This window comes from Streptomyces sp. WAC07094 (assembly GCF_036320405.1).
Lineage (GTDB): Bacteria > Actinomycetota > Actinomycetes > Streptomycetales > Streptomycetaceae > Streptomyces > Streptomyces lannensis.
Genome location: NZ_JAVMJZ010000003.1, coordinates 213,770 through 227,215, shown reverse-complemented (window position 1 = coordinate 227,215; position 13,446 = coordinate 213,770). Strand labels below are relative to the sequence as shown.

General features: G+C 68.0%; 12 protein-coding genes. 4 read left to right on the top strand and 8 right to left on the bottom strand.

The window, feature by feature from the left end:
* Window positions 1-250: 250 nt before the first annotated feature.
* On the bottom strand, window positions 251-2,230 hold the full coding sequence (locus RCR19_RS40450; protein WP_331270084.1) for a heavy metal translocating P-type ATPase: 1,980 nt from the start codon (window positions 2,228-2,230) through the stop codon (window positions 251-253).
* A 127-nt stretch (window positions 2,231-2,357) separates the two neighbouring features.
* Between RCR19_RS40450 and RCR19_RS40445 the strand changes: the two genes are divergently transcribed.
* From RCR19_RS40445 to RCR19_RS40435, 3 genes are all read left to right on the top strand, one after another.
* Window positions 2,358-2,729, top strand: coding sequence for a metalloregulator ArsR/SmtB family transcription factor (locus tag RCR19_RS40445; RefSeq protein WP_331270083.1), 372 nt, complete (start codon window positions 2,358-2,360; stop codon window positions 2,727-2,729).
* A 340-nt stretch (window positions 2,730-3,069) separates the two neighbouring features.
* Window positions 3,070-3,834 carry a nucleoside phosphorylase gene (locus RCR19_RS40440; protein WP_331270082.1) on the top strand — a complete coding sequence of 255 codons (765 nt, stop codon included), beginning with the start codon at window positions 3,070-3,072 and terminating at the stop codon, window positions 3,832-3,834.
* Between the two features lie 150 nt (window positions 3,835-3,984).
* Window positions 3,985-4,620: an MSMEG_1061 family FMN-dependent PPOX-type flavoprotein gene (locus RCR19_RS40435; protein ID WP_331270081.1), complete on the top strand. Its 636-nt coding sequence runs from the start codon at window positions 3,985-3,987 to the stop codon at window positions 4,618-4,620.
* A gap of 373 nt (window positions 4,621-4,993) precedes the next feature.
* Here the strand turns inward: RCR19_RS40435 and RCR19_RS40430 are convergent, their stop codons facing one another.
* The 4 genes from RCR19_RS40430 to RCR19_RS40415 form a co-directional block, all read right to left on the bottom strand.
* Window positions 4,994-5,875 (bottom strand): NmrA family NAD(P)-binding protein, encoded by an 882-nt coding sequence (locus tag RCR19_RS40430; RefSeq protein WP_331270080.1) that lies wholly within the window; start codon window positions 5,873-5,875, stop codon window positions 4,994-4,996.
* A gap of 155 nt (window positions 5,876-6,030) precedes the next feature.
* Complete coding sequence (locus RCR19_RS40425; protein WP_331270079.1) at window positions 6,031-6,606, bottom strand: carbonic anhydrase; 576 nt, start codon at window positions 6,604-6,606, stop codon at window positions 6,031-6,033.
* A 372-nt stretch (window positions 6,607-6,978) separates the two neighbouring features.
* Window positions 6,979-8,091: a SpoIIE family protein phosphatase gene (locus RCR19_RS40420; protein ID WP_331270078.1), complete on the bottom strand. Its 1,113-nt coding sequence runs from the start codon at window positions 8,089-8,091 to the stop codon at window positions 6,979-6,981.
* Between the two features lie 604 nt (window positions 8,092-8,695).
* Window positions 8,696-9,415 (bottom strand): MBL fold metallo-hydrolase, encoded by a 720-nt coding sequence (locus RCR19_RS40415; RefSeq protein WP_331270077.1) that lies wholly within the window; start codon window positions 9,413-9,415, stop codon window positions 8,696-8,698.
* A gap of 109 nt (window positions 9,416-9,524) precedes the next feature.
* Between RCR19_RS40415 and RCR19_RS40410 the strand changes: the two genes are divergently transcribed.
* Window positions 9,525-10,088, top strand: a complete 564-nt coding sequence (locus RCR19_RS40410) for a TetR/AcrR family transcriptional regulator (protein WP_331270076.1) — start codon at window positions 9,525-9,527, stop codon at window positions 10,086-10,088.
* A gap of 166 nt (window positions 10,089-10,254) precedes the next feature.
* Here RCR19_RS40410 and RCR19_RS40405 read toward each other — a convergent pair whose 3' ends face one another.
* From RCR19_RS40405 to RCR19_RS40395, 3 genes are all read right to left on the bottom strand, one after another.
* A complete protein-coding gene (locus RCR19_RS40405; RefSeq protein ID WP_331270075.1) occupies window positions 10,255-11,463 on the bottom strand; it encodes a PP2C family protein-serine/threonine phosphatase in 1,209 nt (402 codons plus the stop codon).
* 345 nt (window positions 11,464-11,808) lie between these two features.
* Entirely contained in the window at window positions 11,809-12,321 is a 513-nt protein-coding gene (locus RCR19_RS40400; RefSeq protein ID WP_331270074.1) for a GNAT family protein, read from the bottom strand.
* Between the two features lie 139 nt (window positions 12,322-12,460).
* A complete protein-coding gene (locus RCR19_RS40395; RefSeq protein ID WP_331270073.1) occupies window positions 12,461-13,309 on the bottom strand; it encodes an EamA family transporter in 849 nt (282 codons plus the stop codon).
* Window positions 13,310-13,446 lie beyond the last annotated feature (137 nt).

Sequence of the window (13,446 nt, the reverse complement as noted above, 5' to 3'; positions counted from 1 at the left end):
CCCCACCAGCTCCACACCACCTTCCCCAAGGCAGCGCGAACCCAGGGATGGCGCGTCGGCGCAGCGGCCGAGGCGTCCGTCCCCCCTCCAAGACCTCAGTGTGACTCATCCGTCGGTATCGGGCGGCGATATCGCCATACGTTGTCCAAAACCTGGTCGAACCGTGGAGCGCAGGTTGCCGTGTCGAACTCCCCGCGGCGCACAGTGCCCGTGCACCGGGGCCCCGCCTGCGTGGAGACCTTGCTGCGGCTCACTGGACTGCCCGTTTCCATGCCGTCTCGCGCAGCAGCCGCAGTCCGTTGAGGCCGACGATGACGGTGGATCCTTCGTGGCCGGCTACACCGAGAGGCAGCGGCAGGGTGCCGATCAGATCCCAGGCGACCAGAGCGGCGATGAAAACACCCGCGATGATCAGATTCTGCACGACCAGCCTGCGGGCCCGCCTGGACAGTGCGATCACGGCGGGGACCGTACGCAACTCGTCGCGGACGATCACCGCGTCGGCGGTCTCCAGCGCGAGGTCGGATCCCGCCCGGCCCATGGCGACGCCGGTGTGGGCGGCCGCCAGGGCAGGGGCGTCGTTGACGCCGTCGCCGACCACCATCACCCTGCGGCCCGCATGCTCCAGCTCCTTGACCGCCTCGACCTTGTGCTGTGGCAGCAGTTCTGCCCGTACGTCGTCGATACCGACCTCGTCGGCCAGACGGGTGGCTGCGCGCGCGTTGTCGCCGGTCAGCAGCATGGGCGCCGTGCCGGTCAGGGACGCCAGGCAGGCCACGGTCGCGGTGGCGTCGATGCGCAGCCGGTCGGCGATGGCGAGCAGCCCCACGGGAGTGCCGTCCACGGTGACCAGGACGGCGGTCCTGCCGCTGTCCTCCAGTTCGCGCGCGGCGATGGCCGCCAGGACGGAGTGTGCGTCCGAAGACCGCTCGAGTAGCCGTGCCGGCGCGCCGACCGCGATCGCTCGCCCGTCCACGGATGCGCTCACCCCGACGCCGGGCGTGGAGTCGAAGTCGTCCGTCGCAGGGAGGTCGAGTCCTCGCTCGCGGGCTGCGTCCACGACAGCGCGGGCCAGTGGGTGCTCGCTCGGGTGCTCGGCGGCTGCGGCGAGGGTGAGCAGTTCGCCCTCGTTCAGCCCGGACCCGGCGAGCGGTCGGATGTCGGTCACCCGTGGCGTGCCTTCGGTCAGCGTTCCGGTCTTGTCGAGCGCGACCGCGTCGACCTGTCCGAGCCGTTCCATGACCACCGCTGACTTCACAAGCACGCCGTGGCGCCCGGCGTTGGCGATCGCCGACAGCAGCGGCGGCATGGTGGCCAGGACCACCGCACACGGCGAGGCCACGATCATGAACGTCATGGCGCGCAGCAGCGAGTGGGTGAGGCCCGTGCCGACGGCGAGCGGGATGAGGAAGACGGCGAGAGTCGCCGCGACCATGCCCAGCGAGTAGCGCTGTTCGACTTTCTCGATGAACAGTTGAGTGGGCGCCTTGGTCTCGGACGCCTCGTCCACCATCCGGACGATTCGGGCGATCACGGTGTCGGAGGCGTCCCGCTCGACTCGTACGCGCAGGGCGCCGGTGCCGTTGAGGGTGCCGGCGAAGACCTCGTCGCCCGCTTCCTTGGTGACGGGCAGCGGCTCACCGGTGATGGTCGCCTGGTCGACGTCACTTGCCCCGTCCATGACACGACCGTCGGCGCCGACCCGCTCACCGGGCCGTACGAGGATGATGTCCCCGACCTCGAGTTCTTCGACGGGGACGATCACTTCGCTTCCATCGGTGTCGAAGCGGGTGGCCTTGGCCGGTGCCAGGTCCAGCAGTCCTCGCACGGAGTCTGCCGTCCGAGCGGTGGCAAGCGCCTCCAGCGCGCCCGAGGTGGCGAAGATGACGATCAGCAACGCGCCGTCCATCACCTGACCGATCGCCGCCGCCCCCAGCGCGGCCACGATCATCAACAGGTCGACGTCGAGCGTCTTCTCTCTGAGCGCCTGCAGGCCCGCCCATCCCGGCTCCCAGCCACCGGCCGCGTACGCCAGTGCGTACAGGGGTCCCCACGCCCACACAGGGGCACCGGTCAGCTGCAGTGGGAGCGCGAGCAGGAAAAGGACGGTGGCAGCGGCGGCCCAGCGCGCCTCGGGCAGGGCGAAGATCCGGGTGCGGCGCCGGGACGGACCGCCATCGCGCGGGGCCGGGGCCCGCTCCGTGGAAGGCGCGGTCAGGGTGGAGGGCATAGCAGACGAGAGTCCTTCGCGACGGCATGACAAGGTGACGGCAACCGGGGCAAGCCGGTGCCACCTCTCCACCGTACAGGAACACATGAACACACATTCATGCGTTCATGTCCGTAGGATGGTGGCCATGGGCCATGGAGCTGACGCCGATACCACCGCCACCGCACGCGAGCGCCTGGAATCCGTTGGTGCCGCCGATGTGGCCACCACCCTCCAGGCCCTGGCCACGCCTTCGCGGCTGAGGATCCTGGCCCGACTGCAGGAGGGGCCGTGCGCGGCCACGGAACTGGCCGACGCGGTGGGCATGGAACAGTCTGCTTGCTCCCATCAGCTGCGCCTGCTGCGCAATCTCGGCCTGGTCACCGGTGAGCGTCAGGGCCGGTCGGTCGTTTACGCGCTCTACGACAACCACGTCGCCGAGCTCCTGGAGCAGGCCCTCTACCACGTCGAGCACCTACGGCTGGGGCTGCGCGACGTCCCCGAGCCCGCTGTCGGCTGAGCGGCCGGGACTGCGCCGCCCTGTTCCCGGTCGCCGGCGGAGCCGATCGGCGGCCCGGGACGCAGAGGGAACGCCATCGTCATGGGAACCGAGATCGCCTGGTCGACCGGGGCGACCGGGCGCGGACGGATCCTGGCTGGGTGGGCGCCTTGCGTACGGCAACGGCCCGCTGGTGCGCTGCGGCGGCGATTCAGAGGGAAGACCCATCAGCAACGAGGTCCCTTTCGGGCGGTCGCGCCGCCACGGGTTCGAACTCCTGCGGCGGGTGTCGACGGCCGGCACGCCCCTGGACACGGCAATCCGCTTGCCCTGTGCGCAGGTTGACGCCGACCATGCCCGCATGGCCTTCCCCAACCATCCGGGCAAGCACGCCTTGCCGTCTCTCTTCCAGCCCCGCGACACCCTGCGGCACGCCCTTCGGCAGCAAGTCGTGCCGGACGCCGTCGTGATGATGTACAGCGCCAGACTTCGACGTGAGGTCCTGCAACGCTACGAATCACGACGCTTCGAAGCTTTCTTCGGCGAGTTCCACGTCGTGGAGGTGGGGAGCAAGCAAGTCGGTTTGCTGAGCGGATTCGGTATCGGCGGCCCGGCCGCCGCGTCCGTTCTGGAGGAGGCCATCGCCGCGGGTGTACGGCGCGTGGTGAGCATTGGTGGCGCTGGTGGGCTCTGTGTCGGACAGGTTCCTGGCGACGTGGTGGTCTGCGACCGGGCTGTACGGGATGAGGGCGTCTCGCACCACTACCTGGAGCCCGACCGCTACGTCCGGCCGCACGAGGAGCTGACAGTCGAGTTGATCGACGTGCTCAAGAAGCGGGGCAGCCGAGTGCAGGTAGGCGGCACTTGGACGACCGACGCGGTCTATCGGGAGACTCGCCAGGAAGTACTGGCCTATCGGGCCGAAGGTGTGCTCACCGTCGAGATGGAAGCCGCATCCCTGGCAGCAGTGGCGCAGTACCGAGGTATCGCCTTCGCGACCGGCTTCGTCGTCATGGACTCGCTGGCTGAGGAGGCTTGGGAGCCGAAATGGCTCGCGGACGCGGCTGCGTACGAGGCACTGAACGATTTGTTCGACTCGGCAGTCGCTGTACTCGTCGCCGGCTGAGCCCGCACAAAGGCCGGGAGTCCCGCCACAGGGTCCATTCGCGGGGACGCAGTGGTGTCGTATCAGAGGTGCGACCAGCCACTGGACCGCTCCACCGCCCGCGCGGGCTCGCCCTTCGTGTCTTCCTCTCGCAGAACTATGATCGCCAGAGTGGATGACTCCCTGATACCCCGAGCTCTGACCAGTGAGGCGCAGCTCCGAGAGCTGTACGCCGACCCCGGAGAGCGGGCGGTACGCAAAGAACTTGACCACATCGACGAGATGTCGCGTCGTCTCATTGCGGTCTCGCCCGTGGTGTTCGTCGCCACCAGTGATGCCGATGGCCGCTGTGACGTGGCCCCTCGGGGCGGCACTCCCGGTTTCGTCACGGTTCTCGACGAGCGGCACGTCGTGATCCCGGACGCGACGGGGAACAACCGGCTCGACAGTTATCGCAACATCCTGGCCAACGGTCACGCCGGGCTCAACTTCGTCATCCCCGGTCGGGACACGACGCTTCGTGTCAACGGCGCAGCCTGGATCACGGCCGATGGGGACCTGCTTGCGCGGCTGACCCCGGTCGGCAAGCCGCCGAAGACCGCGCTGGTCGTGCGGGCCGACGAAGTGTACGTCCACTGCGCCAAGGCGTTTGTGCGGTCGAAGGTTTGGCGCCCCGAGGCGTGGCCGCTAAAGGAGGAGCAGCCGACGCCGGCCGAAGTGGCTCTTGCTCATCAGCGCGACCCCGACTTGACGCTCGCCGAGGTCGAGCAGGATCAGCGCGACTCCCTCCTGCACCGGCTGGCCTGACATCGGTTCGCCGAGGCGACGCCTATCAGGTGTCGAGCCCTGGTTGTCGGGCCGTCCCTGGGCCGCCCGAGGCGAACCGACGTCGACGAGCGACGACAGCCGGCGGTTGCTGTAGTCGTCATCTGTTTGGCCGTTCGTCGTCGGCATGGCGTACCTCGTGGTGGTTGTCACGCAGTAGCACGTCATTGGGCTTGTCAAGGACGTCCGTGCCCTCCGGGAGCGTGACTTGCACCCACAGCTCTTCGTGAACCTCTGCCAGCGGCACCTCCAGGCTGGGCAGGGGCGTCCGTGCGCTGTCCGAGGCGAAACGACATTGGCGGATGCCGGCAACTCAGGGGCAGTTGGATGCTGCGGCCGGGCTCGTCGGGGAAGGTCAGCCTGCCGACTTGTCGGGGCCGAGCCCGAACGCGGAGCGGTTCTCGTTGATGAACTCCTCGACCGTAACCAGCGGCTGGCCGGTGATGTTCGGGGCCGCGTCGCTGACGCCTGCCAGCAGCCCCTCCTGCTGGTCGATGATCATCGCCTCGAAGTGCTTGAGCTTGGCGGTGTCGTTGAGAAGACCGGTCGACTCGAGGAACGTGCTCACGGTGATCTGCTCAAAGGGAAGGTCCTTGCCCAGCACCCGGCACACCTCGGCCGCGAGCTCCCGGTGGCTGTACTCCACCGGGCCGGTGAGCCTGTAGGTCTGGCCGGCGTGTTCGTCGGGCGAGGCGAGGATCTTGGCGGCGGTCAGTGCGACGTCACGGCCGGCGATCGGAGCGACGCGGCTGTCCCCGTTGAAGGGCATCGCATAGCGGCCACGGCGGATGAATCCGGAGATGTAGAGGAGCCACTGCGCGAAAACCGTGGGCCGCAGGTGAGTGGTCGGGACGCCGGACCATTCGAAGACCTGCTCGGCCAGCCAGTGGTTCTGGGTGGTCTTGCTGCGTGCGACGGGATGCGACTGAAACTGCGACATGTTCACGATGAGTTCGAGCTTCTGCTCCTTCGCTACCTGTGCGAACATGACGGCCGCCTCCACCAGGCCGTCGGCCAGCGGGTAGTTGAAGTAGGCACGCTGGACCCCGTCGAGGGCCGCTCGCACTTCACGGAGGTCGAGAAGGTCGCCGAAGACGACCTCGGCGCCCGCCTCGCGCAGTTCCTGTGCCCGTGCGTCGTCCTTGCGGACCAGGGCTCGGACGCCGAAGCCGTCCTCGAGCAGGTAGTCGACCATCGGTCGCCCGGTGGCACCGTTGGCGGTGGTTACAAGAATCATTTCTTCACCTTGTGGAGTTGCGGACAGCACGGAGTGGGGTCGGCGCTTCGGGCCGGGGCAGATCAACTGTTGGCGCCGGCCGGGAGGTCGGCCTGGCGCGGCCGGACACTCAAAGTGATCGCGACTTGCGGTCACGTCCGAATGCGAGCGCACGCTCAAATCTCCGCAGCGTCAAGCGACGTCGTCGGAGCCGGTGTCAATTCCTCCCCGGCTCTCGCGGTCGGGACGACGACCTCGATCAGTCCGGTCTCGACGTCGTAGACGAGCCCTGTCACGAGGCCTGTGGGCATCCTGGTCGAGAGCACCTCCTTGAGGACCCCGACGTCGAGCCGGACGGCGGCAACCGGGTCCATGAGGGCTTTCCCGTCCAGCGCCTCGACGGGGATGTCAAAGTCGTTCGCGAGCTTTTCGGGGAACGCCGCGATGTCCCTGATGCCGCAATCGGTGTGATGCATGACCACGATGTGCGTAGCTGCGGGGACGTTGCCGCGGTGGGCCTCCCTGACCTTCGCGAGCATGAGCAGGGTGCGGAACACGGCCGGGTTGACGCGTCCGCCCACGTTGCGGATCACCGTGACCTCGCCGAGGTCCAGCCCGAGCACGTGGCTCGGATCGACACGGGAGTCGACGCACCCGATGACCATCAGGTTGCCGCTGCCCAGGATGTGCAGGCCTTCATGCGAGCCACCGGCGGCGAACGCAGCATTCCGGCTGATCAGATCGTTCTGCATTGATCATTTCGCTTCCTAAGCGGCGCTTTGGGGATCAAACACATAGGAGCATATGCTCCTATTTTATGAAGTGCAAGCACAGCCAAGTCGGAGCCGTGTCACTGTCGTGCCATGACGGAAGGGGACTGCCTTCGGTGGCCGATCTGTGTCCGGCTACGGATCGGAAGATGCCCGAGTCTCGCACCATCCGTGGTCATCGGCCCCAGAGGGCCATCTGACGGCAATGACAACGGACGTCCGCGTACGCAGACGTATGTCACGGGGTGCCGACGTCTCTCGTCATCGGGCCGGATCATGACCCTGGCCGCACGATCGCGGTGCCTTCACTGTGGTCTGCGGGGTGGCCGGGTTTGCGGGTGTTGGGGGCGGCGTTCATAGGCGGGCGATGACGAGGGCGGTGTCGTCGGTGGCGTCCTCGGGTGGGAGCAGGTCGGTGAGTACGGCGTCGGCGAGGGTTTCGGGGTCGTCTGCTTGGTGGCGGGTGAGGGAGTCGGCGAGCCGGGCGAGGCCGGTGTCGATGTCTTCGTGGCGGCGTTCGATGAGGCCGTCGGTGTACAGCGCGAGGAGGGCGCCTTCGTGGAAGGTTGTGGTGGCTTGGATCCGGGGTGCGTGTTGAGGGCGGGCGCCCAGTGGGGGGTCGGTGGCCTGGTCGAGGAACTCGACGGTTCGGTCCCTTTGCAGGAGTGCGGGTGGGGGGTGGCCGGCGCTGCTGTAGGTGATGGTGTGGGTGTCCCAGTCGATGAAGGTCGTGGCCACGGTGGTGTTCTCGGCGCCGTCGATGGTGCGGGCGTAGAGGCCGACGGTTTCCAGGGCGCGGGCGGGGCCTTCGGCGACCATGGAAGCGGAACTGAGGGCGCTGCGCAGTTGTCCCATGATGCAGGCAGCGGGCAGGCCGTGGCCGACGACGTCGCCGACCGCGACGGCGATGCGGTCGCCGGGCAGGTCGATGAGGTCGTACCAGTCGCCGGCCACGTTCAGTGCTTCGGCGGCGGGTCGGTAGCGTACGGCCGCCGGGTGGCGGCCGACCGGGCGGGGCGCGGGCAGCATGGCTTCTTGCAAGGTCAGCGCGACTTCACGGGCCCGAATGAGTTCGGTGAGTTCGGTGACGTCCTCCACGCGGCGCAGCAACAGTGTCAACCGCCCATCCGAGCCGAAGACGGGAACGTTGGTCAGGGTCCAATACCGCTCGTGCCATACCCCGGGTTGTTCGGGGTCCGGCACGTCGTGGCGCTCCAGCGTCAGTGTGTCGGGCTCACCGGTGTCCGCCACCCGGCGTAGTGACGCCAAAATCTTGAGCAGGAAAGGCCGGTCGTTCGCGGGGTGGTCGTCGGGCAGGTAGCGACCGATCAGTTGCTCGTGGGTGAGACCCCGGATCTGCAAGAACTCCTCGTTGGCGTCCACGAAGATCATCTTCGGGCTGAGCAGTGCTATCGCCCCAGGGAGGGCCTGGAACACCGCCGCGTAGTCGACCTCCGGTTCCGACATGACGTTCCTGCCTTGCCGCCGCTGTCTGTCTTTCCACGATACGAGCGGTGTGTCACAGTGCGCGCGCCGGCGCGGGGACATCAGCGGCTCGCTTCAGCTGAGTCGCGCGGGTGGCCAGAGGTCCCTTCAACCCCATGCAGGACCGAAACCTGGCCGTGCCCGTTGCATGCCCGATCCGGGGGGAGACGGAGGGGAGCCACGGGAGACAGCAGCGCCGATCGCACTTCGGCCCGGGGCGGCGCCTTGTCAGGTCAGCCCCATCCGCATACGGCGTTTTCCGAGCTGGTGAACCGGTGAATCACGGTCAACCATGGCCCGCCGCAGTCGAAATGCTCCCCCGCCGGGGTCGCAACCAGATCTCGTGTGACCTGGACGCCGGGGCCACCTCTCATACCCCCGGCCCCCACGAGGCAGACGTCTCCGTCATGTGCAGAGTGCCCTCCCGGGCCGTCTTGGCGGGCATCGACGATGTTCCGCCCCACACAGTCGATGGACCCTGACGTCCGGCGCCTCGGCGCGTACCCCGCTGCCCGACGACAACCGGGGCCGCCCACCATGGACAACCCCGAACGTCGCGGCACCGGTGCAGATGCGCACCCGGACGCTACTGCGGTCGTGCCGCGGCCCGGACCTGGCGGACGACCTCCTGAACGCCCCCGTTCCAAGGGGTGCCGTGTCCCGGGAGGACCCACTTCGCCTGCAGCTCGCCGAGCCGGTCGAGCGACTCGAGTGCCAGGTCCCGATCATCGGTGAACGGTGCCGGCTGCGGGCCGTGCTGTCCGGTCAGCACATGCCGGGTCGTGAGGCCGTCGCCGACGAACACCGCGTCGACCGCGGGCACATGGACGGCGATGCTGCCGGGTGAGTGTCCGGGCATCCCCAGGATGCGGGGCGCGCCCGGCAGGTCGAGCACGTCGCCGTCGGCCACCTCCGACACCTCGGTCAGATACGTCGTGCGCAGGCCGCCCTTGCGGCTGGCGTACCAGAGAAAACCGGCAGTGGCGCCGATTTTCGCCTTGCCCCAGGTGTTCTTGACCTTCACCTCGCCGCGGGCGCGCGCGGCATCGGCGCCGTGGACGAAGACCGGTACTCCGTACTCGCGACGGAGCCGTTCCGCGAAGCCGAGGTGGTCGGTGTCGCCATGGGTGAGCACGAGGCCGCGGATGTCGGCCGGAGTCCGGCCCAGGGCGGCGAGCTCGGCAGTCAGCTCACCCCAGTGGCCGGCCATTCCGGCGTCCACGACCGTCACGCCGTCGTCGGTGACGACCAGGTAGACCGCCACGATGTCGTTGCCTATGCGATACAGCTGCTGATCGAGCTTCATGAACCTTCTCCTCGTCGAACCGGGAACGATGGCTACGATACATAGCCATCATGGCTATGGCCAATAGCTATGATGAAGACGACACCGCACCAGTACGGAAGGGGAAGGCATGCCGACGCCCGAACGCACCTCGCTCGAGGCCATCGTCGGAGCAGCACGCGACATCCTGGAGTCGCAAGGGCTCGCGCAGCTGACGATGCAGGCTGTCGCCGACCGGGTCGGCGTTCGCGCCCCCTCGCTCTACAAGCGGGTCCGCAACCGCGACGCGCTCGTCCTGCTCGTCACCGATGAGACCCTCCTCGACCTGGAGAAACACCTCGACGCCGTACCGTCGGCCGCCGACCCCCGCGAGACACTGGCCGACCTCCTTCGGGCCTTCCGTGCGTTCGCCCACGCCCGCCCGGCCGCCTATCACCTCATCTTCGCCGGCGCCCCGGGGCCGACCAGGCCCGATCCCGCCCGCCTGGCGCGCGCGGCGGCCCCCGTCCTGCAGATCGCCGCAGAACTGGCCGGCCCCGCTCAAGCCCTGGAGGCGGCCCGCACGATCACCGCCTGGGCGTACGGCTTCATCAGCATGGAGCTGGCCGACGCCTTCAACCTCGGCGGCGATGTGGACCGGGCCTACGAGTACGGACTGACTCACTTGGCGGCCGCTCTCACCGAGGAGGCCTGATGCCGACCGCTCGCCCCGTACTGCCCCCGGACCGGGCCGTACGAGATCTGGTGATCTTCCTCTACGACTCCGGAAGCGGACTCGGCCGGCTGTCGGCCGACCGCCGAGGCTCTCGCCTCGTCAGTGCGTCGCGGTCCTGCCCCCGCTGTACAGGCGTAGCGCCACTTCAGTGGACTTGCGGGCGCCATTCGAAGAGGAGGATGGTCGCGTCGTCCCGCAGTTGGTTGCGCTGGCGGTCGAGGATGGCGTCGATGAGGAGTCGCAGCACCTCGGCCGGGCGCTGGCCGGCCGCGGAGGAGCGGATGATGAAGTCCGTGAACCGGTCCAGGCCGAACTCCACTCCGTTCGCGTCACGCGCCTCCACGACACCGTCCGTGTAGAGCAGGACCTGATCGCCCCGCCTCAGCGTCGTCTCGTGGACTTCCCGGGCGCCCGGAGCGAAGGGTCCGGCCAGGCCGAACGGGGGCTGCGGTGGACTGTCGAGCACGCCGTGGACCACCTGCTCGGCCCGGATCAGCAGCGGCGGCGGGTGACCGCAGTTGACCCAGTGCAGCACCCCGGTCTCCGCGTCGAGCCGGCACAGCACGCCGGTGCAGAAGTGATCCGGTCGCCATCGGGCGAGTGACTGGTCGACGCAGTTGACTATGTCCGTCAGGTCACCACCACCGCGACGGGAGGTGCGCGCCGCCGCCATGACCACCGATGTCGCCAGTCCGGCGGCCAGATCGTGCCCCATGGAGTCGAGGATCATGGTGTGGAGGATGTTCTTGACGACCGAGTGATCGAAGGCGTCGCCGGCGATCTTGTACGCCGGTTCCAGGACTGCGGTCGAGACACATCTGCGGCTGCCGACGGTGTGCGGTGGCAGGAACGCCCGCAGCATCTCTGCCGGAAGTCGCATGGTCGTGGTGCGGGTGCGGGCGGCGAGCCAGTCGCTGTAGGTGCGCTTGGAGGTGATCAGCATGGCGAACAGATGGGCAAGCATCCGGCTGCGGCGCATCCGCACCCCATCGAGGGCGGTCGTCCGCAGCGCCAGTACACCGAGCCGCTCCGCACCGTCGACCAGAGGCATCCAGACGACTACGCCGCCATCGGACTCGACCACTCGCGGGGAAACAGTGCGGTATGCCCAGCCGGCCGAGGAGCAGTCCACCGGCAGCGGTTCCAGCGCCTCGTCGAGGGAGATCAGCAGTTGTTGCTGCAGGTCGACGAGGTAGATCAAGGCGGAGTCCAGGCCGAGAGCTGCAGCGCACCGGTTCGCCAGGCCGGGCAGTTCGAACGGCAGAGCCGTCTGCGCCTCGATGATCAGCTCTTCCAGTCGACTCTCGTCGATCGCGGCGTCGGGGCCGGCGGACGCATGCGGTGGGTCCGACACGGGGATCACCCCTTCCGCGCCCAGTCTCACACCGAAACCCACCTCTCTCACGTCAGGCACGGTCGGAGCGGGGTGGTGGTGACCTCGGTCGGTTCGGTGCTCTACGTGCAGTGATGGGCGATCGGGTATTACGAGGGGCGCGCCGGCGTGGTGGGGTGCCGATCACGGCTCGGCGCAGCATTCGATCGCTACAAATCGAACGTACGGTCTATACCATCCGAGATCTCGGGCGCTCTTCGCCTTGTCGTGCTCCACCTCGAGCAGCCGGCACCCGCCCCCGCACCCTCGGCGCAGTCACCCGCACATACGGGCAGCTGCGGATTGCTTCTAGCGGGATGAGGTCGGTCAGCGCACCAGTTCGGCGGCCAGGACATCCATCAGGAGACCGTCGTGCCAGGTGCCGTCCGGGCCGCGCTCGTACTGTCGCATGATGCCGACCGGCTGGAAACCGACCTTCGTATAGCAGCGAATCGCAGGGCTGTTGTCGGCCGCAGGATCGATGACCAGACGGTGGAACCCGTGGTCGTCGACGAGATGGCAGGCCAGTGTGCGAACCGCGTCGGTGCCCAGACCGCGCCCATGCACCGCGGGATCGAGAATGATGTCGATACCTGCGTGGCGGTAGTCGGGATCCTCCTCGGAGTACCACTGGATCAAACCGACCGTCCGCTGCTGGTAGAGGATGGTCAGAATGTCGACGCCGGGGTCGGCGAGATCGGCTGCGATGTCTGCTTTGAGGTCGTCCTCCACCCTCCACCGTGCGCGTACCTCGGGCGTGGCCCGAATGGCGGCCAAAGCGGGAATGTCCTCTGTGACGGTGGGGCGGAGGACGACGAAGGCGCCATGCAGCACGGTCATGGTCGAGAACACTAATCCACCGTGGCGCCGGACGCAGGCCCTCGGCATTCTCACGACACTTTGGCGAATCCGGTCGGCTGAATGGGAGTTTTCGACTCGGTCGGGTCGCCTGGTCTGGCACGAGAACAGAGCGGGGCATTCACCCCAGGCTGAGCAGGATGACGGCGGCGGCCGAACTTACCAGTCCTGTCGCCTGTGCACGGGTGACCCTTTCGCGCAGCACCGCGAGGCCGAGGGCTGTCGGGACTGCCGGGTAGAGAGAGGCCAGGACGACAGCGATGGCCAGCATCTGCAGTCGTGTGGCCCAGAGATAGAGGATGAGACCGAGGGCGGCTCCCGCCCCGATCAGGACTGCCCAGCCCGACGACTTGGCGGATTGCCTGAACTCGGAAGTGTGGCGCCAGGTGATCGGCAGCAACAGCAGCACCGCTGCAAGGCGGCCGGCAGCCACGGGCCAGAGACCACTCGCCGGATGCGCCTGGGCGAGGCCGATGTATTGCGCGGCCACCCCCAAGCTGGCGATCAGACCGTCTGTCAGTACCGGTCCGGACTGCGGCCCTTCGCTGTCTCCGCGGCCAGTGCCGCCGGCGGAGACGAGCCACAGGGCGGGCACAGTGACACAGATGCCCAACCAGGCCAGTGGCGTGGGACGGTCACCAAGGAAGAACACACCGCACAACACGGACAGGGCCACCCCGGTGACGGCGCTCACCGGTATCACCACACTCATCGCACCTCGGCTCAGCCCGCGGTTGAGGAAATGCATGGCCGTGGCGCTTCCCACCCCGGAAAGCGTTCCCCACATCACGTCAGCCGGCCGGACCGCATCGGCGGGCAAGAGAAGAGCGGCTGCGAGCGCGAGCAGCAGGCTTCCGGTCTGTCCGAGGAAGGTGACCACGGCGAAGTGGACTCGCCGGGACAGCATCCCGCCGGCGAAGTCGACGAAGCCGTAGCAGACCGCAGAAGCCAACGCGAGAAGGACGCCCATCTGCTCTGTGTGCCCCCCGCCCCCGTCTCAATCCGCTGGGACAGTCACGGCTTTGCCGCGTCGCTTGGCCGTCACGGTGAGCGCACCTCCTGGGCTCTACACGTCCGGAGGGCTGCCGGATGAGTCAGAAGTCGGAG